Source organism: Myxacorys sp., assembly GCF_059501405.1.
In genome coordinates, this window is the sequence record NZ_JCACCM010000194.1 from 39,541 (window position 1) to 63,508 (window position 23,968).

At 48.2% G+C, this 23,968-nt stretch carries 25 protein-coding genes and 1 pseudogene; 12 read left to right on the forward strand and 14 right to left on the reverse strand.

Translation table 11 applies throughout. The features are described from left to right. Window positions 1–286: 286 nt before the first annotated feature. The 3 genes from AC5I6P_RS27710 to AC5I6P_RS27720 all read right to left on the reverse strand — a co-directional run bounded on the left by AC5I6P_RS27710 (window position 287) and on the right by AC5I6P_RS27720 (window position 3,954). Window positions 287–1,030: a hypothetical protein gene (locus AC5I6P_RS27710; RefSeq protein ID WP_495697008.1), complete on the reverse strand. Its 744-nt coding sequence runs from the start codon at window positions 1,028–1,030 to the stop codon at window positions 287–289. Window positions 1,031–1,272: 242 nt separating this feature from the next. Then, a complete protein-coding gene (locus AC5I6P_RS27715) occupies window positions 1,273–1,506 on the reverse strand; it encodes a hypothetical protein (RefSeq protein ID WP_495697009.1) in 234 nt (77 codons plus the stop codon). Window positions 1,507–1,746: 240 nt separating this feature from the next. After that, window positions 1,747–3,954, reverse strand: coding sequence for an AAA family ATPase (locus AC5I6P_RS27720; RefSeq protein ID WP_495697010.1), 2,208 nt, complete (start codon window positions 3,952–3,954; stop codon window positions 1,747–1,749). Window positions 3,955–4,546: 592 nt separating this feature from the next. On the opposite strand from AC5I6P_RS27720, the gene AC5I6P_RS27725 reads away from it, so the two are divergent. Beyond that, entirely contained in the window at window positions 4,547–5,482 is a 936-nt protein-coding gene (locus tag AC5I6P_RS27725; protein WP_495697011.1) for a lysophospholipid acyltransferase family protein, read from the forward strand. Window positions 5,483–5,887: 405 nt separating this feature from the next. On the opposite strand, the gene AC5I6P_RS27730 is transcribed toward AC5I6P_RS27725, so the two are convergent. Both AC5I6P_RS27730 and AC5I6P_RS27735 read right to left on the reverse strand, forming a co-directional pair. Further along, a complete protein-coding gene (locus AC5I6P_RS27730; RefSeq protein WP_495697012.1) occupies window positions 5,888–6,676 on the reverse strand; it encodes a hypothetical protein in 789 nt (262 codons plus the stop codon). 76 nt (window positions 6,677–6,752) lie between these two features. Then, on the reverse strand, window positions 6,753–6,887 hold the full coding sequence (locus tag AC5I6P_RS27735) for a hypothetical protein (RefSeq protein WP_495697013.1): 135 nt from the start codon (window positions 6,885–6,887) through the stop codon (window positions 6,753–6,755). A 267-nt stretch (window positions 6,888–7,154) separates the two neighbouring features. On the opposite strand from AC5I6P_RS27735, the gene AC5I6P_RS27740 reads away from it, so the two are divergent. Next, window positions 7,155–7,514 carry a hypothetical protein gene (locus tag AC5I6P_RS27740; protein WP_495697014.1) on the forward strand — a complete coding sequence of 120 codons (360 nt, stop codon included), beginning with the start codon at window positions 7,155–7,157 and terminating at the stop codon, window positions 7,512–7,514. Window positions 7,515–7,731: 217 nt separating this feature from the next. On the opposite strand, the gene AC5I6P_RS27745 is transcribed toward AC5I6P_RS27740, so the two are convergent. Next, window positions 7,732–8,634 (reverse strand): YihY/virulence factor BrkB family protein, encoded by a 903-nt coding sequence (locus AC5I6P_RS27745; RefSeq protein ID WP_495697015.1) that lies wholly within the window; start codon window positions 8,632–8,634, stop codon window positions 7,732–7,734. Window positions 8,635–8,722: 88 nt separating this feature from the next. After that, a complete protein-coding gene (gene rarD / locus AC5I6P_RS27750) occupies window positions 8,723–9,595 on the reverse strand; it encodes an EamA family transporter RarD (RefSeq protein ID WP_495697016.1) in 873 nt (290 codons plus the stop codon). A 335-nt stretch (window positions 9,596–9,930) separates the two neighbouring features. Between rarD and AC5I6P_RS27755 the strand changes: the two are divergent. Continuing rightward, window positions 9,931–10,056, forward strand: a pseudogene (locus AC5I6P_RS27755) (IS4 family transposase); the annotation flags it as partial. Between the two features lie 48 nt (window positions 10,057–10,104). Here the strand turns inward: AC5I6P_RS27755 and AC5I6P_RS27760 are convergent. Both AC5I6P_RS27760 and AC5I6P_RS27765 read right to left on the reverse strand, forming a co-directional pair. Further along, window positions 10,105–10,332, reverse strand: a complete 228-nt coding sequence (locus AC5I6P_RS27760; protein WP_495697017.1) for a hypothetical protein — start codon at window positions 10,330–10,332, stop codon at window positions 10,105–10,107. A gap of 30 nt (window positions 10,333–10,362) precedes the next feature. Continuing rightward, the gene (locus AC5I6P_RS27765) at window positions 10,363–11,277 is read right to left on the reverse strand and encodes a pentapeptide repeat-containing protein (RefSeq protein ID WP_495697018.1); all 915 of its coding nucleotides are present in this window, start codon (window positions 11,275–11,277) and stop codon (window positions 10,363–10,365) included. A gap of 93 nt (window positions 11,278–11,370) precedes the next feature. Here AC5I6P_RS27765 and AC5I6P_RS27770 point away from each other — a divergent pair, with 93 nt between their 5' ends. Continuing rightward, window positions 11,371–12,285, forward strand: coding sequence for a phosphodiester glycosidase family protein (locus AC5I6P_RS27770; RefSeq protein WP_495697019.1), 915 nt, complete (start codon window positions 11,371–11,373; stop codon window positions 12,283–12,285). 20 nt (window positions 12,286–12,305) lie between these two features. Here the strand turns inward: AC5I6P_RS27770 and AC5I6P_RS27775 are convergent, their stop codons facing one another. Together AC5I6P_RS27775 and AC5I6P_RS27780 are read right to left on the reverse strand one after the other, a co-directional pair. Further along, the gene (locus tag AC5I6P_RS27775; RefSeq protein WP_495697020.1) at window positions 12,306–13,502 is read right to left on the reverse strand and encodes an alpha/beta hydrolase fold domain-containing protein; all 1,197 of its coding nucleotides are present in this window, start codon (window positions 13,500–13,502) and stop codon (window positions 12,306–12,308) included. 18 nt (window positions 13,503–13,520) lie between these two features. Then, window positions 13,521–15,008 carry an aminotransferase-like domain-containing protein gene (locus AC5I6P_RS27780; protein WP_495697021.1) on the reverse strand — a complete coding sequence of 496 codons (1,488 nt, stop codon included), beginning with the start codon at window positions 15,006–15,008 and terminating at the stop codon, window positions 13,521–13,523. Window positions 15,009–15,254: 246 nt separating this feature from the next. Between AC5I6P_RS27780 and AC5I6P_RS27785 the strand changes: the two genes are divergently transcribed. The 5 genes from AC5I6P_RS27785 (at window position 15,255) to AC5I6P_RS27805 (ending at window position 19,502) form a co-directional block, all read left to right on the forward strand. After that, window positions 15,255–15,455 (forward strand): hypothetical protein, encoded by a 201-nt coding sequence (locus AC5I6P_RS27785; RefSeq protein WP_495697022.1) that lies wholly within the window; start codon window positions 15,255–15,257, stop codon window positions 15,453–15,455. 118 nt (window positions 15,456–15,573) lie between these two features. Next, window positions 15,574–16,104 (forward strand): DinB family protein, encoded by a 531-nt coding sequence (locus tag AC5I6P_RS27790; RefSeq protein WP_495697023.1) that lies wholly within the window; start codon window positions 15,574–15,576, stop codon window positions 16,102–16,104. Further along, entirely contained in the window at window positions 16,101–16,580 is a 480-nt protein-coding gene (gene ybaK, locus AC5I6P_RS27795; protein ID WP_495697024.1) for a Cys-tRNA(Pro) deacylase, read from the forward strand. The genes AC5I6P_RS27790 and ybaK overlap by 4 nt, the downstream gene beginning before the upstream one ends. Before the next feature lie 152 nt (window positions 16,581–16,732). Continuing rightward, entirely contained in the window at window positions 16,733–17,374 is a 642-nt protein-coding gene (locus AC5I6P_RS27800) for a hypothetical protein (RefSeq protein WP_495697025.1), read from the forward strand. 232 nt (window positions 17,375–17,606) lie between these two features. Continuing rightward, window positions 17,607–19,502, forward strand: coding sequence for a GUN4 domain-containing protein (locus AC5I6P_RS27805; protein ID WP_495697026.1), 1,896 nt, complete (start codon window positions 17,607–17,609; stop codon window positions 19,500–19,502). A gap of 71 nt (window positions 19,503–19,573) precedes the next feature. Here AC5I6P_RS27805 and rdgB read toward each other — a convergent pair whose 3' ends face one another. Next, window positions 19,574–20,149 carry an RdgB/HAM1 family non-canonical purine NTP pyrophosphatase gene (gene rdgB, locus AC5I6P_RS27810; protein ID WP_495697027.1) on the reverse strand — a complete coding sequence of 192 codons (576 nt, stop codon included), beginning with the start codon at window positions 20,147–20,149 and terminating at the stop codon, window positions 19,574–19,576. A gap of 27 nt (window positions 20,150–20,176) precedes the next feature. Next, a complete protein-coding gene (locus AC5I6P_RS27815; RefSeq protein ID WP_495697028.1) occupies window positions 20,177–20,884 on the reverse strand; it encodes a GDSL-type esterase/lipase family protein in 708 nt (235 codons plus the stop codon). A gap of 194 nt (window positions 20,885–21,078) precedes the next feature. On the opposite strand from AC5I6P_RS27815, the gene AC5I6P_RS27820 reads away from it, so the two are divergent. The 3 genes from AC5I6P_RS27820 to AC5I6P_RS27830 all read left to right on the forward strand — a co-directional run bounded on the left by AC5I6P_RS27820 (window position 21,079) and on the right by AC5I6P_RS27830 (window position 22,441). Beyond that, entirely contained in the window at window positions 21,079–21,324 is a 246-nt protein-coding gene (locus tag AC5I6P_RS27820; RefSeq protein WP_495697029.1) for a DNA-directed RNA polymerase subunit omega, read from the forward strand. 109 nt (window positions 21,325–21,433) lie between these two features. Beyond that, entirely contained in the window at window positions 21,434–22,069 is a 636-nt protein-coding gene (locus AC5I6P_RS27825; RefSeq protein WP_495697030.1) for a hypothetical protein, read from the forward strand. A 6-nt stretch (window positions 22,070–22,075) separates the two neighbouring features. After that, window positions 22,076–22,441 (forward strand): DUF1818 family protein, encoded by a 366-nt coding sequence (locus tag AC5I6P_RS27830; protein ID WP_495697031.1) that lies wholly within the window; start codon window positions 22,076–22,078, stop codon window positions 22,439–22,441. A gap of 125 nt (window positions 22,442–22,566) precedes the next feature. Here the strand turns inward: AC5I6P_RS27830 and AC5I6P_RS27835 are convergent, their stop codons facing one another. Beyond that, the gene (locus AC5I6P_RS27835; RefSeq protein WP_495697032.1) at window positions 22,567–23,382 is read right to left on the reverse strand and encodes a prohibitin family protein; all 816 of its coding nucleotides are present in this window, start codon (window positions 23,380–23,382) and stop codon (window positions 22,567–22,569) included. Between the last annotated feature and the right edge of the window lie 586 nt (window positions 23,383–23,968).

Here is a 23,968-nt window from a genome sequence, read left to right on the forward strand (position 1 = left end):
TTTCTCTGTGTTTGTACTTTGCTCTATGTTTGTAAATGTAAGTTTTGTAAATGAGAATAGCACCATCTACTCCGCATATTCACAATGATTCAGCACAAATAAAATAATCAATTTTCCATTCAAATGCTTGTCGAAATATGATTTTCAACAGCAAAATATCATGCTAACTCTAACATCTACAAATCCTACAGAAGAACCATATGCGATCGTGCAGCGAGACAATCCCGAGACACACGGAATTTCTCATCACCGATGTTCTCAACCGCAAAACAAATCTATTTGCGAATCAGTAAATGCTTCTCCACGCTTTGACGGTTCCTTGACCGATCGCACTATCCACTACTTCGCCGTTATCCGCGATCGCTCTGAGTTGAACGTTCTGTGGCGCATTCCTGAGCGCAGTTGCTAATTCTGGATTGATTGGAAACTGCCCGTTTTTGTTCTGGAGCTGAAAAACGCGATCGCCCGCTTTGACTGATAGCTCGGTAATCTTTTGAACGCCATTATTAGCAACGCAAATAGAATCGGGAAAGTCATCATAAAAATATCCAAACGGATAATATCCAAACCTTGAGGCATGTAACCGACGATGAAACGGGAATGAATGCCGAGCGAGTCCTCCAAAGTTATGCCTAGAGCTAATCGCACATTCTCGTCCACTGTAAGCCAACAGCACACGCACCGAGTCAGGCTTCCACAGACTAACGACCTTGACTTGACTATTGGTATTGCGGAACGATCTCGGAAAATAATTTTGATCAAAGACCGCGAGCGATTCTCCCTCAAACGGATCAATCACTCTCACAGGCTGCGACCACGGCACCCGCAAATTTGGCTGCAAGATCGACGATCGCACGATCGGCAGCCCCGATGTAGACGTTTGCGCAGCGAGTTTTCCAAGGTTGCGATCGGCGCTCATCGCGGGGGAACTTAAGAGGCTGGTGGTTACAAGTGCAGCAATTCCTACAGAGTTGCACAGGGCGCTAATTGTACCAGTCCGAATCCAAGACCTCATCAAGCAAGTTAACATCGCTCTTCCACTCAATCAGCAGGATATAGTTTGATTCTAGCGATTGGTTTTACGATCAGGGAGCGGGAGAAATGAAGGAAATGCTTGGATGTTGTTTTGTCCACTGCCTGTCCAGACTTGAAGCTAAACGTCAGTAGAAACCAGCTTCATACCCTAGATAACGTCAATGGATGACCAACTTAAATACGTAGGTATAGGACTTACGTAAATCATTACAGATGTTTCAGTGCAGCCGTAGGTCTTTACAAACAGAGTGCCTGTGGTAAGGAGGTTGCTTCTGGCGCAAGGAAGGTTGCTTTCGACGGAAGGAGGGTTGCTTCTGGCGCAAGGAAGGTTGCTTTCGACGGAAGGAGGGTTGCTTCTGGCGCAAGGAAGGTTGCTTTCGACGGAAGGAAGGTTGCTTCTGGCGCAAGGAAGGTTGCTTTCGACGGAAGGAAGGTTGCTTCTGGTGTAAGGAAAGTTGCTTCCCAACGCAAGGAAGGTTGCTTCTAGTTTAAGGAAGGTTGCTTCTGGTGTAAGGAAGGTTGCTTCCCAACGCAAGGAAGGTTGCTTCTAGTTTAAGGAAGGTTGCTTTCGACGGAAGGAAGGCTGCTTCTGCCGTAACGAACCTTGCTTCTAGCGTAAGGAATATTGCTTCTGTGATGAAGTCTAGGTTCGTGTCGTTATAAGGTCAGTGTTTTGATGTCACCAGTGCGTAAGTCCTGATATAGAGAAATTTAGGACGTGGATTTTCTGGCTTGAATCCACGCTGTCTGACTGCTCCAAATCACCGTTTGATTAGTCAAGCGAGTCGAGAAAATCCGCTGAATTTGGGCGAGTTCAGTGGGGGACAACACGCGAGCGAGGTGATCTGCATAGGTGAGTTGACTTGGGTTAGAGGTAAACCAACGATCAATCAACGATTCCGATAGATATACCTCGGTTTGGGTCTGCTCGGTTTGCAACTCGACCTCGAAGCCTACTTGCTCAAAGTAAGAGTGCAAGTCTTGGGTCGTCCAATTCAGCTTAGGATCCGCAGACTGGCTATAAATTGCTTCCTCGGCTTGCTGCCAGCGATCGTACAGTTTCGAGTTTACCCAAGACGGATCAGCCAGTCGATACAATCGCTGGGCAGCTCGTGGAACGGATTCTGCTAACACAACTCGCCCATTTGCTGTCATCAGCGATGCGAGTGATGCAACCATATCCGCTTTATCGACCTCAGCTTGAAGGGCGTTGCGTCCAATGATGCGATCGAACGGTATGGACTCTGGCAAAGCTTGCACCAGAATCGGACGAGATAGTTCCGGCAAGGACTGCATTTGCTCACTCAATGCCGCAAAGTCTTTCTCACTTTGCACACGAGCATACACACCTCCTTCGGGAACTTGACGAATCGCTTCCCACACGAGCAAACCGCTACCTGCATTCAAATCGAGAATCACATGATGGCGCTGCGGCTGTGCGATCGTAAAAATGCGATCGCGAACCTTCCCTAGCGTTTCTCCCACTTGACCGAGCGAGCGGGCTATCCATCGATCTACACTCGAATTGGCAGGACTTACCGTGAGCGTTTCAGGCATCTCAATTCCGATTCCTTCGATCAAGGCCGCCAGTTGCGCTTCGCGATCGCGCTGCACCCTGATTCGAATCGAGCCTTCAAATCCTTGCTCTGACGGTTGATAAAACACTTGACCTTGCAAATTGCTGGGTAGGTACTGCTGTGCGACCCAATGTTCTCGATACGAGTGCGGATAGAGATAGCCTGCTCCATCTCCAAACCCCTGTCGGTCGCGATTCGAGTCGCGCAGATGCAGCGGTACTTCTGCTTCGCGTTCTCGCTCCACAGCAGATAGCGCATCGAAAAAGCCCATTACACTGTTTGATTTGGGTGCAGTCGCAAGATACAGTGCTGCTTGCGCCAGCGGATAGCGACCTTCCGGCATTCCCACCCGATCAAACGCCGTAGCACAAGCATTCACAACCACGATCGCATTCGGATCAGCGAGTCCCACATCTTCGCCCGCTAAAATCAGCATGCGACGAAAGAGGAATCGCGGATCTTCTCCGGCATACACCATCCGCGCCAACCAATACATCGCCGCATCTGGATCAGAACCGCGCAAGCTTTTAATGAAGGCGCTAATCGTGTCAAAGTGGGCATCGCCTTCTTTGTCATACAGAACCGCGCGTTGCTGGATCGACTCTTCCGCGATCGTCATGGTGAGATGAATGATACCTTGGTCGTTCGGTGGTGTCGTTTTGACAGCTAGTTCCAGTGCATTGAGGAGCGATCTAGCATCCCCATTTGCAACATTCACCAAATGATCAAGTGCGTCTGGATCAAGAGCAATATTTAAGGTTCCATAGCCACGAGTGCGATCGTGCAACGCTTGCTCAACCACTTGCTTCAGGTCGTCAAACGTGAGTGGTTTGAGTTGGAAAATGCGCGATCGACTGACCAACGCTTTGTTGACTTCAAAGTAAGGATTCTCGGTCGTCGCTCCAATCAGAATAACAGTTCCATTTTCCACCCACGGCAGCAGCGCATCTTGTTGCGCTTTGTTGAATCGATGGACTTCATCGACAAAGAGAATCGTGCGCTGATTCGATTGTCGATATCGCTCCTGGGCAGTTGCGATCGCGTCTCGAATGTCTTTAATACCTGCAAGAACCGCATTGATCGCAATGAAATGAGCCTTCGTAGTGTTGGCAATGATTTGTGCGATCGTAGTTTTTCCGGTTCCTGGTGGGCCGGAGAAGATCAGCGAAGACAACTGATCCGCTTGAATGGCGCGGCGTAATAATCGTCCTTGACCAACGATCTCGGTTTGTCCAATAAATTCATCGATCGTTCTGGGCCGCATTCGAGCAGCAAGTGGGGCTTCTTCAGAAGCGCGACGAGGCAAGTCAAATAGATCCACGGGCTTAAGAAAGGCTGTCACAACTGAGAAATAAACTGTAGCACTGTAAGCTTTCTCCTTTGCTTACAGGAGTAATACCAAGTTAAACAAGATCTGCTAGGAATGAGGTCAACTGCCTTCAGGGTGTCGGATACTCATTCTGATCGCAGGACGACACTCGATGGGTCAATCCTCAACATCAATCCTCAACAATAGTGACTCAATAGCCTCACTTGACGAGCCAATGGCACAAACTGACTAGGGAAGATACTGAATTGACGGGTCAATGGACTGCATTGGTTAGGGAAGATACTGAATCAATCGACTAGGAGAGATACTGAATCGACGCGTCGATGGCACGAACCGACTAGGGAAGATACTGAATCGAGGGATGGAGCGATTGAACGCACAGGACGATTAGCGTTGCAGAGCTTCCCAAGAAGTGCTTCCCTACTCTTGCTGTCCCTGTTGCGAGAGATTTTTTAGGGCATTTGCCGCAACGATTGATTTGGTATGAGTTGACTGCAATACCTAAAATCCAGCAAAGCTGCGTTATTTAGAACCGCCGAGAATTAAAGAAGTCAGTGCTGACCCCTTTCGTTTATAGTGGGTAGCTGACTCTTTGAGAACATCCATGACTAGGGATTGGGATAGCAAAAAAGCGAGAGAAAATCGGTTTGATGGCTGGTCACTAGAGGGACGAGACCCCAGCGTCATTCAAGCCCTTCTGCCGTTAGGAGACTGGCTCTATCGCCACTATTTTCGGGTGACAAGCGATGGCTGGCAGCACTTACCCCCATCGGGAAAGATGTTGATTGTCGGATCTCACAATGGCGGCATGATCGCCCCAGACACCTTGATGTTTATGGTGGACTGGTTTCACCGCTTTGGTGCAGAACGATTAGTGTATGGGCTGATGCACCCCAACGTCTGGATGGTTCCTGGGTATTCCAAACTGACGGTGCAATTAGGAGCCATCCGAGCGCATCCTCACATGGCAGCGGCTGCTCTGCAAAAGGATGCAGCAGTCTTGGTCTACCCTGGCGGCGCTGAAGATTTATGGCGACCGCACCACGATCGTCATCGCATTCACTTTGCAGGACGGAAAGGGTTTATTAAACTCGCCCTGCGAGAAGGGGTGCCCATTGTTCCGGCGATCTCGATCGGTGCTCACGAGACGCTGATCATTCTGGCGAATCTCTACCCGCAACTGCGACAACTGCACGAGTGGGGAATGCCGTGGCCGTTGGGGATTGATCCGATCGTCTTTCCCGTTTACCTAGGATTGCCGTGGGGATTAGCAGTGGGTCCGTTGCCTAACATTCCGTTGCCTGTGCAGATCCACACTCGGGTGTGTGCGCCGATCGTGTTTGAGCGCGCAGGTCGGGCAGCGGCAAACGATCGGGACTATGTCGATGCCTGCTATGAGCAAGTCTGTATGCAGATGCAACAGGAACTCGATCGACTTGTGCAAGGGTTGGACGGTCTCGCTCCCAATGGCGGTGGCGTCGAGCCGTTGCCTAACGAAGCCGTAGGAACTGGCAGCCCTATGGATGTTGCAGACGTGTGAAAACGGCGAAAGTTGTTCATCCGCCGTCCAGCTAGAAAAATCTGATCTTAGTTCGGAAGGTGGGTGTTAGCTCTCTTCTTCCAATTGGAACTGCTTCTAAAATTATTGCCAACTGAATCGCAACTCCGATTGGAGCGTTGGGAGATCGATTCCGAAGACACGCAAATTACTTTAGTGATTCGCTCTATTCAAACTCAAATTCACTGTTCAGGTTGTCAAAGGTTAAGCTATCGGGCGGAGTTTGTAAAATGTTCTGTGTCAGAGGGTCAGAAGTTTGATCTAATAAACCTCTGAACCGAAAGAACAACGATTATGACATTTCGACCTGAATTGCTCGATGAATTGCTGAAACACTATCAAAGTCCGGACGACTTAGTAGGAGAAGGAGAAATTCTGAAACAGCAGCTACAACACCAGCAGCAGCGCAGCATATCCAACTGCCCCCACCGCAAATGCCCAGAAGCGGCTTTCTCGTTCTTCTGGCAGTTCTTCTTTTAATACATTAAGCACAATACCACCCGCTAAAAATGCAAACAGAATTGCGATCGCAGCGTTAGAGAGTTTTGTGCCACTACCGATCGCCCAACCTGCAATCACAGCAGCGGCTAAAATCCAGCGTCCGGCGTGGTCGTACATCTTCTTGTGGTGTTCGCGCAAGCCATAGTCATTCACGATAAAGTGCAGGGCCATAGCGATCGCGAAAAATAGCAGACTTGTTAACCCTGACACTTCCCGATGCAGCAGCAGGTAGCCAATCAACGCATTATAAATAGCAAAGGAAGCCATGTGTAGCCAGAACATTTCAGTACTGGTCACATCTCCATTGCCCATCTCTTGGCTTCGTCGCCGTGATATTTTCGCGGCTCGTTCCAATCCGTAAAATACAGCTAGACCAAATAACGCCAACAAATAGATGTGATGTTCTAGAAACGCTAGTTCTACATTTAAGTCTTGCTGGATCGTTTTCTGGGCGTCGCTTAGATCAGGCAGAATATGTACAAACACATAAGCAACCGAAACACCACTGCTAAATGAGAGCCAATAGCTACGAGGAGTTGCTTGAAGAAACCGTAATCGACTAGAGAACAGGTGAATTAGTGCCAATCCTACAGCCAGAAATCCTGTTAATATAATTAGCTCTATTGAAGGGACAGATGCTTCAGGAATTGCAGCAAGCATATTTATAGAGTTCATTACAATTATCCATTAGCTTGCTTAAAACCAGATTTTAGCAAGTCTTCCAATCGGTGGATCTTGGAATTAAGTTTTGTTAATCAGAATAAATTGGAATCATTCTTTGCCTCATTAACTGGAGTGCCCATGCAGTAATGCCTGCGATCGCTAACAAGGCTTGCCCGATCCAAGCAGCAATGCAATAACCTTTCCAGTTTGCGTGTTGCATCATGCTTTTCCAGTTTCCATTACCTGACGCTACACTTCCTCTACAATTTGCTGATCCCGCTGCTGAAACGATCCCTCTCGGCTTCCTTACACAATCATCTCCACTTGTTGTTCTAGAGTCAGTGGCTTTTTGGCGAAAGTCTGATAGAATCTCTGAGGATTTTAATTGACGACTTTAAGCAAGATTACGAGAAGTTACTGTAAGAATTCAAAGTAATCGGCGCTAATTGTTGAACATTCAAAATTCACGGAATGAATCAGGAGAACACGAATGCATTATCGGATACTCACGCTTGGATCGCTCCTGCTCCTGCTCGTTGGGTTTTCTGTGCCAATGGCTCGTGCAGAATCAACGATCGCGAATTTTACAGCAGGTTCCAATTCTGCAATTCCGTCTATGACCCCATATGATGTAGTTTTCTTGGCGTATCAAGGATACTTTCGTAACCAAGGACTGAGAGGGTATGGAGCCTTTGCCGATGGCTGCAATCAAGGAAAGTTGACTGCTCAAGATGTGGTTGAAGCAGCAATCAAAGCCAATCAATTACCTAGGACGATTGTGAATAATCGGGGCTTCATGAATGCTGTAGATGCGAACATGAAGGCATTTAAAAATAACTCTGGTGCATGAGAGTTCAACTGTCATCTAATAAAATTCCGGGCGTTGAATAATAGAAGTATGAATTGAGGCTAAGTACAGGACAAAGGTTTTTGTCTTGTACTTTTTGTCCTGTACTTAGATTAGCTAGTTGTAATGCGCTTCATCTACCCCATAAGTTGACGATCTTTGTGCCAAATCTAGCATTACACTTCAGCAACGCCGCCTTTGATTGTCTTTCTCCACAAGTCTAGTTCACTAGCCCTTCCCTTTGCCTTGATTTCTGTCGCATGGCGTCTCCCACCACGACATTTAACTCACTCCCCAATAACATCGCAAATGCACTGAGGTAGAGCCACAACAGCAGGATGATGGCTGCCCCGATCGCGCCATAGGCTTGGTTATAGTAGCCAAAGCGTGAAACATAAAACCGAAGTAGCCCAGAGAGAACTGCCCACAGGAGCGCTGCCAAAATGGCTCCCGGCATAATTGGGGTTCCTTTGCGCCAGCGACTCGTTCCAAAACGGTAAATAAAACCAAGGGAGAGCGCCACAATTCCTAACGCGATCGGTAGACTCAGCAGATGCCAGTACCGAAACAGGCTGGGAGCCATCGTGCCGCTGCGCTGCGCCACAACCGTGACGCTCACATCACCAATAAAGATGACCAGCAAAGCGATGACGAGCAATAGAAAGGTTCCTAAACTCAGTCCAATCGAGACCAGCTTTGCCTTCCAGAAGGGACGAACGCGATCGCGAGGGATTTGATGAATTTGATCTAACGCCGCCATTGCCGCTCCTAGCACGCTGGAGGACACCCAAATCGCTGCCAGGAAACTGAGCGAGAAAAGTCCCCGAGTGCGGGCGATACTCAGTTGCGGCAGAACTTTTTGAATCAGTATCATTGCTTCATTTGGGATGACGCCACTCACTTGATGAGTGAAGTGACGAAATTCTGACTCTGGAATATTCAGCAGCCCGATCGCGGTTAGAACGACCAGAATTGCTGGAAATAGCGCAAAGACAGCGTTATAAGCGATTTCTGCGGATAGACCAAATAAACGATGCTGCCCACTGCGGCGAATCACTTCTGATATCACCCCAATGTTGAGATACTTGAAAAACCGAAAAAAACGGGCAGTTAGATTAGACACAGTTGAAATCAAAGCAAGTGCTTGAACATTTGATCGTGAATCCGAGTTTGTTGCGCGAGTACAGGTTGCGTTGAGAAGAGTCTAAGTTTTATGTTGCCACTTGCCCCGTCCTCAAGGAAGTTACTGAGTAAATCACAAGCGCTGTCCAAATCAAGGTAAAGGTGACAGTGTGAGTCAGAGTGAAAGGCTCATGGTAGAGGAACACGCCTAACAAAAGCTGCAGACTGGGTGCAAGGTACTGAAAAAATCCCAATGTTGAGAGCCGTAACCGTTTAGCGGCATTGTTGAACCAGAGCAGCGGAAATGAAGTCACCACACCACAGCCGACAAACAAAGCGGTCAGCCATCCATTGATCCCTAAATGTCCTGTTCCCTGGCTTGCCAAGTATTCAACGAATATCAATGCGGCAGGAGTTGCTAAGCCTGTTTCTACCGTTAAGCCGACCAGTGGCGTGACCGGAATTAGTTTACGCAGAAAACCATACAGCGCAAACGATCCGGCTAAACCAATCGCAATCCAAGGGATTTGACCAAAGTTCCTTACAAAGTTTGCTACTCCCACTGCCGCCAGCACCACCGCGATCGTTTGCCCCCGATTCAATCGCTCTTTGAGAAACACAGATCCCAGTAACACACTGACCAGAGGATTGATGTAGTATCCCAAACTCGCTTCAACAACCTGATTGATCGTAATGCTGTAGATGAACAATCCCCAGTTGAAGGAAATCAGAACAGTTGTCATTAGTAAAGCACTCAGCGTTTTAGGGTCGCGTGCTAATTGACGCAACTCAGCTCCACGCTGTTGAAGCACAAGAAGTACAGTTAGAAAGACCATCGACCAAATGATTCGGTGGCTGAGGATTTCTAAGGCTGGAATTTGTCCGAACAACTTCCAGTACAGTGGAACAATCCCCCAAGCGGTATACGCTAAAACAGCATAGAGTGCGCCAATTCTAGTCAACCTAGGCGATGAGGCGGAAACGACAGAATTCTTCAAGGGAGATGCTGAATGATGAACAGAAGTCTATCTTAGCGATCGCGATCGCCATTCATCCAGTCACAGTTTGCTGGTGAACTAGGCAATACAGATGCTTAGCAAGAATGTAAATCCACCTGTAAATTCTTCTGGGATGAAGCTTTAGAGCTGACAAAACTTATATTGTAAAATCCCCATCCTCTCTACCCCATCCCTTTGGTAGAAGATCATATGCAAATCAACTAAGTACGGGACAAAAACTTGCAAAGTGGGAACAGGAAAGGGTTTCATGCAAATAGCAATAAATGATATGAGACCCTATGCATCAGATTACCGAATTACGCTGCACCTGGGAGCCTCATCTCGGCTGGCATGGTGCACGAGTCACCTTTCTGGCTTTGTTCCTCGTCGCCCTGTATCGGTTCAAAACGGTGAATCTGGCTCGGCAGATTCTGCTGAATCTAGAGAGCCGCATGGCTGGATATTTTGCTGTTTTACGATTTTTGTCCTGTACTTAGACCCTGCACAAGTTGCCACAGGAATTGGCCTATTTGACCGATCTCTTGTGTCACCTTGTCAGGCCCAATGCCAATAAACTGCAAGGCAAACAGTACGATCGCAACTAGAAGTGCCGTTTTTACCGTGGCTTTGACTACTTTGACAAGCCATGTAAATACCAAAAACGTAACAACGATCGCAGCCCCAAGCAGTAGCAGATCCATAGCACTATTAGCGGTCGAGTATAGCTGACTTTACCTCAAATCCGTAGCGATGTAGCCAATCGCTTTAGAAAAGTCTGTGTGCCGTAAGTCTGTATTCTTAAACGTTGCATCCGTCAAATCGGCTTCTCGAAACGAGGTGCCAGTGACGTTTTTCCAGTGGTAGACAATTGATCGCAGCGACAGAGTTGTACACCCCAAGTAGAACACCGTCGCAAGGCTTAGTAACACTCCAAACCCAAACTCATGCGTGCTGAGAAACGCGCCTGCTGTTGTGCCCCAGAAAAAAGCAGCCCCGTAGCTGACAATGGTTCCGGCAATGGCGATCGCGACTTTAAAGGCTGGAGTATGTCTAAATCGCGTCAACAGCAGGAGCGCGATCGCGCCAATCACGATTCCTCGCTGAGCCAGTCTAGTGCGCTGTCCGGCTAAACGTCGAGTCGCGTCATAAAGCTCTAGGGGTATTGTATCGGGGTGATGTAGCTCGTAGATCGTGAGATAATGGTGCAGTGCTGATCCGTAAAAGAAGGCGATGGTGAATCCCATTAATGCACCGCATAACGTCGCAGTGGTGATTCGGGCGATTTGTCCTCGTTTCGTGTTAGGCCACAGCGCAGCCAGTGTGGAACAAACGCTCGTCACACTGAGGATGATAGCCAGGACAGGAATGAATTCTGCACTCTTGTCTAAGGGCGATTGTGAGATCGTATTCAACACGAGCCGAGAAACCGCATCTCCGCTAACGAGTGCAACGCTGATCGTCAGCAAGACCAAACCAACTTTCTGCCGTCTGCTCAGACCTGTGATCGCGCCTGTAAAATTTGCCCCATTCAACTGAGCATTTTTGAAGTTGCACCCTCGAATGTCTGCACCCTGAAAGTCAGATCCAGCTAGATTCTGCGCTTTGAAGGAGCGATTTTGAAGATTTTGGTGAGTGAAGTTCGGCATAGCGGAAATTGCAAGATTCAGCCTGAAGTACAGTAAACCATGTGATGTGTAAGTTGTTACCATCAATTCCCAGTCACTCAATCCTCAATAACAATGATGAAACTGCATTTTCCGGGACATCTTAAACCGATTTTCAGTATTTTAGTGGGAGGATTGCTCAGTATTCCAATCTTGCTGTACGTTTTGGCGCAATTCTCTCGTCCCCCTCGTACGGATGAGACGCGATCGCTCTTTCCCAATGTGACCTACACCCGGGATGCCATAGCCCTTCCCCGTCCGGTCATGATTCACGTTGTTCGCTTAGATCTATCTGCTCAGAATCTGAAGGTGTTTGCCACTCCGGGAGTTCGGGCAGAGCGAAATAGGCCAGAAGTCAAAGCGCGAACCGTTTCAGAGTTTCTTAGGGAATTTCGCGTTCAGGTTGCCATTAACGCCAATTTTTTCTATCCGTTTCGAGAATTAGCGCCGTGGGATTTCTATCCTCGTAGTGGGGATGGGGCAAACAATACAGGCCAAGTCGTCTCCAACGGGACAACCTATTCTTTGCCTCAGTATGATTGGTCTACGCTCTGCTTTTCGGCCCAAAATCGCGCTCAAATCGATAAGCTTGGAGTGTGTCCGGCGGGGACGGCACAGGCGATCGCGGGAAATGATGTATTAGTGAAGCAAGGCAAACCTGTGTCTCTGCCCCCAGACGTGGCAAAAAAAGATGAGCCATATCCACGCACAGCCATTGCGATCGATAAAACAGGTGAGAAAGTTTGGTTAGTGGTGGTTGATGGAAAGCAGTTTCGCTATAGCGAAGGGCTAACGATCGCCGAATTGACAGACTATATTGTGACCCAATTGGGAGCCGATGCTGCTCTAAACTTAGATGGCGGTGGATCTGTAACTCTAGCTGTGGAAACGCCAACAGGAGCGCAGGTTTTAAATGCACCAATTCAGACTCGATTACCGATGCGAGAACGCCCGGTGGCGAGCCACTTAGGATTTTACGTTGGGCGATAGGAGCGGGTATAGGATGTGAGCTAACGCAATGCCCAAGCTAGAAACCGCTCGGTGTAATATAGGGCTAGTTGATTACCCACTCCATTAAACACGGCATCAAACGCATGTTCTGCCCATGGAACTTCAATGAATACAGTAGTATTGCCATTTTTATTTAACTTTTCATACAAGGCGCGTCCATATTTTGATTGAACGACGTGATCACGCTTGCCATAAATCAGCAGAGTTGGTGGCAATCCAGGTTTCACATATTCGTAAGGAGATGCCTGCCGATATAATCCTGGCAACTCTTGAGGAGTGCCGCCTAGAAACGATCGCAAAATAGCCTGTATGTCTAGTGGGTCAGGAGAGGGCGGATCTTCATAGCCAAGGGTCAGCTCCACTGGACTGTAGTAACTGACGATCGCCCGAATTGGCAACACTTGAGATTGAAAGCCCGTTAATTTTGCTAAGTGCCCGCCTGCCGAACGGCCCATCAATGCAATTCTATTAATATCAATATCGTATTCATTAGCATGTTGCTGAATAAACTCAAGTGCAGTTTTAATATCTGCTATCTGTGTTGGGAACTTATACTGAGGTGCATGACGATAATCGATTGCCATTACGGTATATCCGCGAGCCGCCATGTATTGGCTAAAATTTTCATTGGCGGACGGAGAACCCGTTACCCACGCTCCTCCGTAAATCATGATAATGGTTGGATTTTTACCCGGCTCCATCGGGCGGTATGCATTCATCGTTAACTGAACGCCATCAGGACTCGCCACTTGAATTCCTGTTGTTTTACGGATCTCTTGAGTCGGGATTCCGCGAAATGCATCGATCAAAACAAACGGATCAGGACGCATTTTCGCTTGAGAGATTTGAGTTAAGTACGTTTCACCGAGACCCACTTTCATGGAGATCGCAGCTTCCTGATTGGCTCCCGAAAACTGCACCAGCGGCAATGTACTGATGACTAACGCCACTATACTGATCCCCAACACGACATAAGATCCCCGGTTTGACAACAGCTTGAGGGCAATTAACGTTGCGATCGCATTGAGTCCAATCAGCCAAGGACTCACCTCCGCTGCGCCCACGGCTAACGGCAGCACTGCAATCACGGGAGGGGGCACGACAATCCAACTAGCAAGAAATAGCCCCGTGCAACTTAATAACAGGGCAATCACCCTGAGGTAGTAAACGTTGAGCAGTTTGTTTATAAGGTTCATAGTGGCCACAAATGAGGTCTATTCTAAACCATCATTTCTTTCCTCGACGCCCAGCATCTTCTTAGCCAACTGCTGTTTAACTAGAGATCCTAGCGTTTGCATCGCGTCATTAATGGTTTGTGACCACGGCAGTCCACAATTTAACCGGAGACAGTTTGTATAGTTTCCAGAGGGCGAAAACATATTACCAGGAGCCACGCTAATGCGATGTTCCAGCGCCTTTTCGTAGAGTGCCATCGCGTCAAATTCATTGGGTAATTCTAGCCACAGCACATGCCCGCCGCCGGGTCGAGTGACTCGCGTTGGGCAGGGGAAATACTCACAAATGGCTTGAGTCATGCGGGAAAGCTGGGCTTGATAAGCGCGGCGGAGATGGCGAAGATGGCGATCGTAACTGCCCGTCGATAGAAATGCGGCGACCGTCAGTTGAGGTGCGATCGCGGTTGTCCAGTTCATTGCCATTTTCAACTGTTGAACCTTCATCTGATAGCGTCCTGGCGCACACCAACCAATTCTCAATCCAGGCGACAGCGTTTTGCTAACCGATGCACAATACAACACCCGTTCTGTTGTATCAAACGCTTTAATCGCTTTAGGCCGATGCCCTGACAGAAACGTCTCGCCGTAGGTGTCATCTTCAATCAAAGGTACGTCATAGCGTTCGAGCAGTTCCAGAAGGTGCTTTTTCTTCGAGTCACTCATACAACTGCCCAATGGATTACTAAAGTTGGACACTAGAAGACAAGCGGCAATAGGGCGTTGTTCGAGGGCAATTTCCAACTGCTCAAGGGAGATTCCATCTTTTGGATGAGTTGAAATTTCCAACGCTTTGAGGTGCAAAGATTCTAAGATTTCTAGAAATCCATAATAGGTCGGCGACTCGATCGCTACGATGTCTCCTGGTTTCGTCACAGCTCGCAATGCTAAATGAATCGCCTCGGTTGCACCATTGGTAATGACTAAGTCATCGGGAGATAAAGAACATCCTGCCTCCATTAATCGTTTGGCAACCTCATGGCGCAACGCTTCACATCCATTCGATGGACTGTAGGTGTGCAGGAGCGCAGGATTTGTCCGCAAGATTTTTCCCATCAACCGATTTAATGCGTCAACAGGCAGCAATTCAATACCGGGAACCGCTGTTCCTAAGCCAACATTGCAGGTATCGCGCATCGTTTCACTGACTCGAAACGCTAGAGAAATATCAACGGGAAGCGCTTGTTTTGGCAACGTACACTGATGGGGTTCATCTGGAGGGTTGAGGTGAACGGGCTTGACAAAATAGCCTGACTGCGGACGAGCTTCAATCACTCCTTGATCTTCAAGAGAGCGATAGGCTTCAAGAACAGTCGAGATACTGATGGAGAGTTGCTGATGAAGCTTGCGAACAGACGGTAAGCGATCGCCGTCTTGTAATGTACCTTCGCTGATCAACGTGCGAATCCGATCGGCAACTTGCTCATACAACGTTGAAGACGGCGTTGCATCAATGGGCTTTATTTTCATCGTTCATTCCTCTGTGTTCATTTCTCCGCCGTTAGCGATCAGCAATACAGTTATGGGCAGGAAAGACCATAACAGTGACTAAAAAATAAACTGTATTCATAACAATTTAGTCTAACTGCATCTGTTTAGACAAGAAAAAATGACTCAAAATTAACGTTAGAGGAAATACAACTACGGCGCTCGAAAAGCACATAGGGCAAGCATTTTGTCCTCTGCTTTTCCATGCCAAACAACGGAGAAATAATCATGAAAATTCGACTTGACCAGATTTGGCAACATTGGATAAATACGATCGCAAACCGCTATGAACCGCAAGTGTCGCACCGCCGCGATCGCAAGGGCAACAACTACTTCAAAACGTATGATCCGGAAACTCGCAAGTCTAATACATTTAGTTCTGAGCAAGAGATCCGCATCTGGTTAGATCAACGTCACTCCGATCTGTAACAAATATAAAAAGTGTTCGAGATCAATTGACAACAGAATCTATAACGGTAAGGCACAAGATATTAATTGCGGTCTCAAAAGCACATTACAACGCAGCAGTTTAATTCAAAATCGGAACATGAATAACGCTTCAGAGCTTAGCGGAGCCAATCGCATGTACTACACCACACTGGCTGAGTATAACTATTGGATGAACCAGAAACTCTATGCAGTTTGTGCAGATATTCCTGACGCAAAGCGAAAAGAAGATTTGGGAGCCTTTTTCAAGTCAATTCATGGAACGTTAAACCATATTTTGATCGGCGATCGCATCTGGATGGGACGCTTCACCCATCAGCCCTTTATCGCTAAACTCGATGAAGACCTGTATGCTGACTTTGACGAATTACGGCGAGCGCGCGATCGCACCGATCAAGATATTCTAAATTGGACAACTCGGCTCTCTCCAGAGTGGCTAAATGCACCATTCGCCTTTACCAGTACTCAACAACCTGTGAAGACGCGAACACGACCCGCTTGGCTGCTCGTGACTCATCTGTTTAATCATCAAACCCATCACAGAGGCCAATTAGCGACGCTGCTGAGCCAGCTTGGGTATGATTTAGGTAGAACTGATCTGCCCTATTTGCCTAGCTTCGACGACTCATGAAGACCAACGCCATTCGCGTTTTAGACAATCTTGGTATCTCCTACGAACTGCGAACCTATGAGGTCGATCCTAACGATCTAGCGGCAGAAAGCGTTGCCCAGAAAATCGGATTGCCTGCGGAACAAGTGTTTAAAACTTTGGTGGTGCGAGGTGATAAACATGGAATTGCTCTTGCTGTGATTCCAGGCAATACTCAGCTAGATCTCAAAGCGTTCGCGCAACTATCTGAAAATCGAAGAATTGAAACGGTTTCTCTTAAGGAAGTGCAGCCCCTTACAGGATACATTCGCGGAGGGGTGACAGCATTAGCGTGCAAAAAAGAGTATCCAGTCTACGTTGATGAATTGATTGAACTTTTTGATGTCATCTCTATTTCTGCTGGTATGCGAGGACTGCAAATTTTATTACATCCTAGCGATTATATTCACGCTGTTAAAGGTGTTGTTGGGATGATTTCACAGGATAAGACTACTTGAGCGAGGCTATTGGATGCGATCGCGAAGCTGTATCTGTATCAAATTTGAGAACAACTCCCCAATCAACTGAACAGCGAGGCTAATATCGTTGCACAACATTCATTTTGCGCTTTCTACAAAATCCTTGAAGAAGCGTATTTTCGGAGAAACGTATGGCTACTCGCAAATTTGGACTTATTCTTGGTTTTCTCTCACTAACAGCAAGTGCTTCGGCAGCAGTTCTGATGTTCCCAGAACAAACTATCGGACTTACGCCGCTTACAAAGCCGCTTCAGCAAAATCAAACTCGCGTTGTATTAACGCGTCAATCGACCTCAACAACTCGAAAAAGCTACACTAATAAGCAGTTTGGGTTTCGCTTCAGCTATCCAACCCAATTGGCTTTAGATAAGACTCATGAGAAGAAACAGCCACGAGCCGGAGAAACGCTGCGGTCGAGTCTTTCTCTCTGGCCTCAGAAGGTCTACGACAACATTCAGGCAGGCAAATATGAAGGCGGAACAGAATATCCTCCCAGCATTGATGTTTCAGTACACAGCAATCCTAAAAAACTCTCTCTTATAAATTGGGCCAAAGGGCATCAACCAGGAATTCAGAACGTGCGATCGCTGAAAGTGGACGGACAAGCGGGCATTGCATACACGGCAGATGGGCTTTACGCATCCGATAATGTGGCATTCTATAGCCCGAACCGCCAAATCATTCTCTTGAGTGTGGGCTATCTCAACCCAAATGAGCAACCTCTACGCAGCGCTTTTCAGGATATTGTTGCCAGCTTTCGATTTGTTCGGTAGCAGATGAACTCTCTAGCGCTCTTGACCCACAAGGCATTGCTCTGAAAAAATGCCATTGACTTATGCCTATAGGAACTACAGGCACGGCTCAGTCTGTCTGAATTATCTGAATTAATTGAAGTCTGGGATTCAGGTTTCTCAATCTGGTGAGTCACTAAAGTGGAAAGTCCAAAGTGGAAAGTCCAACCAGACTCATCCAATCTACCTTAAGCGCATCGTTCAACACAGCCACATGAACCATCGGATTTCTTACCTACTCCCTCTGGGAATTGGTCTACTAATCACCCTTTCGCAATCGCTTGCAGGAATGGCAGCGGATTTGAGTCAGCGTTCTGTCCTAACGGCACAAACGACTGCGGCTCCTAGCCAAGACTATAAGCTGCTACAGAATTTGCTCGCTGCCAAGAACTGGCAGGCAGCAGATCAAGAAACCCGGCGCATTTTACAGCAGTGGATACATGCAGATGGTGATCTGTTTGCAGTCCCACGAGCGAACACTATTCCAGCAGAAGCGATTCAGACTCTCGATCGGATGTGGCGAGATGCGAGTGGAGGTCGCTTTGGCTTTGGTGTGCAGCAGCGAATCTGGCAAGAAGCCTTGGCTCAGAATCCAACGAACGTTAATGCTGCCGTGAAAGCGTTTGGCGATCGCGTCGGCTGGACTCGCACCACACCAGACCCCACGAATTTCATTGCTCCTGACTGGCTCACAGAGCCGGAATTGAAGTACAGCACTCAGGCTCCTCAAGGGCATCTGCCGTGGGCAGGCATCTCATGGGAAGTCGTCTCTAAGCTGGCTCAAGCGCAGGGCTGCGGCAGTTGCACGACCGACGCTCTATATTTACAGGGAGAGCGCTTTATCCGCTATGTTCCTGCCCTATTCAACCGAGTCGGAACGGCTCTCGATACTCCATCCTCTGTCAATCCTTGGCAGAACCTGCAACAACGACAACAAATTAATCTCAAGGCACTTTATCCAAATATCTCCTGTCCTGTTTACACCCTAGATCAAGCGATTAGTCCAAACAGTCAAATTCTGGCTGTGAGCAGCTATAGCTATGAGCGGGCGTGTGTCGGAGCAACAAACAACAGCACACTGGCTCTGTGGAACCTTCAGCGAGGAACGCGACTCGTTACCTTAGTGCGAGGACAGGCGACGGAATCTTCTTCCTACAAAGGACAAGCTCAAGAACCGCCGACCCAACCGACTCGAATTGTGGGGGATGTGGCAAATGCGATCGCGTTTACGCCAGATAGCCGTCTAATTGCCGCAGGTCTCTCAAATGGCAACATTCGCCTATGGGCAACCGATACAGGACAAGTTATTCGGGCTATAGCTGCTCATCCCTACGCAGTCAGAGCGATCTCCATCAGTCCCGATGCCCAGTTCCTAGCGAGCGGTAGTTCCGACCAGACGGTCAAGATCTGGAATCTTCAAACTGGACAGGTACGGCAAACCATTCGGCTACAACCCGCCGGTGGAATCGTGCATACGGTGCTGATTAGCCCTGATGGTCAACGAGTTGCTACGGCTACCGACAAAAACAGGCTACAGCTTTGGGAGATTTCAACGGGTCGGCTGATTCGCACTCTTGTGAATGAAACCGTCACCACCGATGATCGACTGCCCATGATGTTTAGCCCCAGTGGGCAAGTGATCGCGATCGCAGATGTTGACCATAGCGTTAAGCTTTGGAACGCTACAACAGGGGCACGGCTGATTACCCTGCGAGGACACCAAAAGACGGTGCAAGCGATCGCCTTTAGTCCAGATGGTCAAACGCTAGCCAGCAGTAGCCAGGACAACAGCGTGCGATTGTGGAATCTGAAAACTTACCAGTCGGCACGAACGCTCAAGGTTGCAGACTCAGCGGGTCACCCGATCATGCCAATCAACGCAGGACATCTAGCCTTTAGTCCAACTGGACAAGTGCTGGCAATGAGTGCCTTACTGCTGCCGACTGTCCAGAGCGAACCAATTCCCACCCAAGGCATTCGGTTGTGGGATGTGGCAAGTGGTCAGACGGTGAAAGCGATCGAAGGGGCGTATACGTTTGACTTTAGTCCGAATAATCGGTTTCTAGTCACTAACGGTCAAACAGTGCAAATCTGGCAGACGCCGCAGTGACTTTAGAGCGTTTCCTTCGGAGTTGCGCTCTGCGCTAATCGCTTTGCCAGAACCTTTCAAAGGGGATCGCATTAAGATTCCAGCGCCTTCAGTTGGGGTAATAGCGCCTGAAATGCCCGTCCGCGATGGCTCACCTCCTGTTTCATCGCGGGGGGCATTTCTGCAAACGTTAATCCCTTTTCGGGCACAAAGAAGATCGGATCGTAGCCAAACCCACCTTCCCCACGGGGAGCCAGAAGAATCTCACCAGGACAAATTCCCTCGGTTTGCATCGCGATCGCGCCATCAGGTCGAGCTACCGCGATCGCACACACAAACCGCGCCTCTCGGTCCGGGCGATCGCCCAATTCCCGCAATAATCGCTCAATCCGATCCGCGTCAGATGTTCCGTATCGCGCCGAAAAAATGCCTGGCGCGTTGTCTAGCGCCGTCACTTCTAAACCCGAATCGTCCGCGATCGCCCAGTTTCCAGTGGCGATCGCCACTTGTGAGGCTTTCAGCGCTGCATTCTCAGCAAACGTTATCCCTACCTCATCGACCTCTATTTCCTCAGGCTTTAGCTTCAGGTCCCAACTCAACCCTTCCAAATAAGGTTGAATCTCACGCAACTTTCCTGGATTTCCCGTCGCAAGAACCAGTACCGTCATGATTATTTTTCCTTCGCGATCGGCATCTTATACCTTATCGCCTTCCCCAATCCATTGCTGAAATGCCTGCCAATTTAATACATCTTGCAAAAGAGTTTGATAGCCAGACACATTTGGATGCAATCCATCTTCTGTAAACTGCGCCTTGCACCACTCTGATCCACGCGCCATCCAAAGGTCAAAGAGATCGAGATAGGGAATTCGGCGATCGTCACACGCCGATCGTGTGGCTTCTTTGTAGCGATATTGATCAGCGTGGTTGTAATACAAGCAGTCAAGAAACGGCATTTGTTCTTCATTCACCGGAATCATGCCCACAAACAAAACGGGGCACAAGCGCCGAGCGCGATCGAGCAGGTCCGTCATCTCAGCCCCAAACTGATCAAACTCAGTGTAATTCTTGCCGTCTGGTCGCCCTAATCGCGAGGAATCATTTACTCCAACCGATAAAATAATCAAATCAGGAACGCGATTTCGCAACTCGCCTCGGCTCTTAAACTCATCTTCCAACCGATGCGAAACCTGCCGCACTCCATCGCCCCGCACTCCCAGGTTATACAGCGCGTGATTCGCTCCTCCTGGTGTCATCCACTGCCGCCTGAGTCGCTCAACCCAGCCACCCCCAACCGGATCGCCAAAGCCGTAAACTAAACTATCACCCAATGCCAGTATTCTGAGGGAGGCTGGCAGAGCCTGAACGCGGTTGGATTGAGACGGAGAGACAAGCGTTTGCATGAAGCCGAATAATTTGAGCTAGGGCTAAACTATGTAATTAAAAAAACGTTACTTGAACTCTATCATCGTTAACAGAGGTCTTTAAAACTTTACATAACGTCGAGTAAAATGTCATCCCTATAATCTAAGTAGATAATCTAGTAGGGTGTGGTAGTCACTCACTCATAGACCGCATCACTAACATTCCAAATCCTATGGCAAAATCTGGCTCTCTCCATAAACGTCCATCCTTTGATACGGTTCAACTCATGCGCCGCGCCGATGAGCTGATCAACGCGGCGTCTAACCGCTATCGCATTACTGTTCAAGTTGCGAACCGCGCTAAGCGACGTCGCTTTGAGGATTTTGATAGCGGTGAAGATCCAATGATGAAACCTGTAATGCGGGCGATCATTGAGATGTCCGATGAACTGACCCAACCGGAAATCATTGGCGAATAAGGTCTAATCTAGAGCGGGGTGAAGTCTTTTCACCTCGCTTTTTGGATGCTCAATTTTTAGATGGTCAATCAAATTAGACGTTCGATTTAAGACGGGAGTGCCTGAGACGATGAAAACCTCTAAGCGGCTGTTGATCGGGTTACTGCTGCTGACCTCCATCTTGGTTAGCCGTGTTCATCTGTCTGTTGCTAAAGAAGCACCGAGTCCTCAGCCGATACGATCGCAAGACGTTAACTCACCTCATCTACTAGCACAATCGAACGCGACTCCAGCCAGTCCTGCATCGCCAGGACGCGTCAGAATTCAAGAGGTTTGGCGACGAATTTATCAAATGTTGCCTGATCTTCCCCTCGAAAACCAGTATGTCAATCGTGCAAACGGAAAGGTCGATCTGAACAACACGCTGGTGAGCCGTTTGATCCGCTATCACTACTATGGGAAAGGGCGGCCGGTCAACTATCGCCTCGATTGGAAGTTTACTCTAGCTGATTATTTAGGAGTGAATGAGCCGATGGATGTCTCCACCTATCCCGGTGCAGACAATTTGAAGCAAAATCCGTTTGAGCGCGATCGTGCCGCGATTGCCAAGCTCGATCGTAAACAGCGCAACGCGCTCATTCAAGCCTTAGTCACTGCTTTTAGTCCGTTAGAGAACGCCTCATCGCCACCGACCCCATCTCCAGCACCAGGACTTCCTCGCACCCCCCTACGCCAACCTTCTGGTGGAGCGCAGTTATTGAAATAGAACCTCATGGGACGACTGCTTAAAACTGGGTCGGGTTGGCGAGTTGGATGGAACCCAACCGCTTCTGAGTTTAAAGGATTAGTGGGAGCAGAGGATTGGGCAGTCGAACTCACCGAAGCGGAATTCAACGATTTCTGCCGTCTTGCGGAGCAACTCAGCCAAACCCTACAGCAGATTGCCAACGAATTAATGGACGAAGAGAAAATAGCCTGTGAACTAGAAAGCAGTTTAGTGTGGCTAGAAGTCGAAGGATACCCCACTAGTTACACACTGCGGTTGATCGTTTTATCTGGGAGACGAGCGGAGGGATTTTGGTCAGCCACTGCCGCACCAGAGTTGCTACAAGCGATTCAAACTCTAAGTGTTTTCTAGAGAGTGTTATGCACTTTTGAACCTGGTTATTCTAGGTATTACTGGCCATCAACACGACAAACACAATCAGGGAAAAGCCAACCAACGCGCGATCGCAAGCTACTGAATTACGCGCTACCGCACGCTTAGGGGAGGGTAGACTGTAGTTTTGCGGGTTCAAGATTAATGAAGGGGACAGCACCCTCGCCTCCTAACACCTGCGGAAATTTGCCATCCCATTTTTCGATCGCTTGCTTTTGCAACAGTTCTGACGTTAGAGTTTCCCGCAGTAGCCGTTGGGCTTCCGCTTGTCCTTTTGCTCGATTAATCGTTGCTTCGGCTTCTTGCTCCGCTTCTCGCGCAATATAAACTGCTCGTTGCGCACGCTGCTCTGCAATTTGCTTCTCTTCAACCGCCTTTGAGAACTCGGTTGAAAAATTTAGATCGACTACGCTGGTATCTAAAACAAGAATGCCGTACTTATTCAGGCGTTCTCCCAATGCTTCATCAAAGTCCTGCTTGAGTTCATCCCGTTTGGTAATCGCTTCTTCTACGGTGCGTCGCGCCGCTGCAATCTTGAACGACTCTTGCGTTTGAGGCGCGATGATTTTCGACACGATATTCTGCAAGGTGCCTTGAGTGCGGCGAATTGTGACGACCTGCATCGGGTCTAATCGAAAGTTAATGGCGAAACTAGCCGATAGCTGTTGCAGATCTTTGGTAGAACTTTGAGCAGGCACCTCAAATTTTTGTACTGTTACGTCATAAATATCTGCCTTTGAAATAAAGGGTGGTTTCAAGTGAACACCTTCTAGAAGCACTCCATCTCTGGATTTGCCTAGAATGCTCAGTACTCCTGCCTGACCCGGATTAATGATTAGAAAGGAACTCAGTCCGAGGGCGACTAAAATTCCTAACACTCCCACCAGCAGGATCGTTTGCCAGCTTGGTTGCTCTTTCATCGGTTGTCTCCAGCAATTTAAGCTTTTAGAGTCTAATGTACATACTAGAGTTGCCTAAGAGAGGCCATTATTCCACACGGAATGCAGACAAGCAGTACTTCGCCAAGATAGGGACGAGGAATGAAGCGAAGCATCATGGCACTTCTTTGCACTCTCAGTTTCGTTTAGTAAAAGTTAATTCACCTATACGCTATCTCACGAGTAATTAAACAGCGCATGATCGTTCTTCACCTTTAACTTCAGGGGACATTTTGTTACCACTCTGGTAGATGAACTAACGGTGCTCAAGCAATTAGCAATCGGCTGAGCAATTTGGTTAAACAGTAAAGCGAAGTAATTTACAGCTAGGAGAGGATTTGCTACATCCACTGGCGATATTAGAGAAAACGCTCATCAGTGGTCAGCATGTTGTCTTAGAAATTTTTATTTTCTAGCCAACACTTTATATTCATTTATTCCAAAGCTGCTGCAAATAGAGATTATGTAAAGCGAGTGCGCTGCAACAAAGCTGGCGGGATATCTGAGTGAAGTAACACTGGCTGAAATTTACATCAATGAAGGACCTTTCGCTCTGGAGAGACGATCG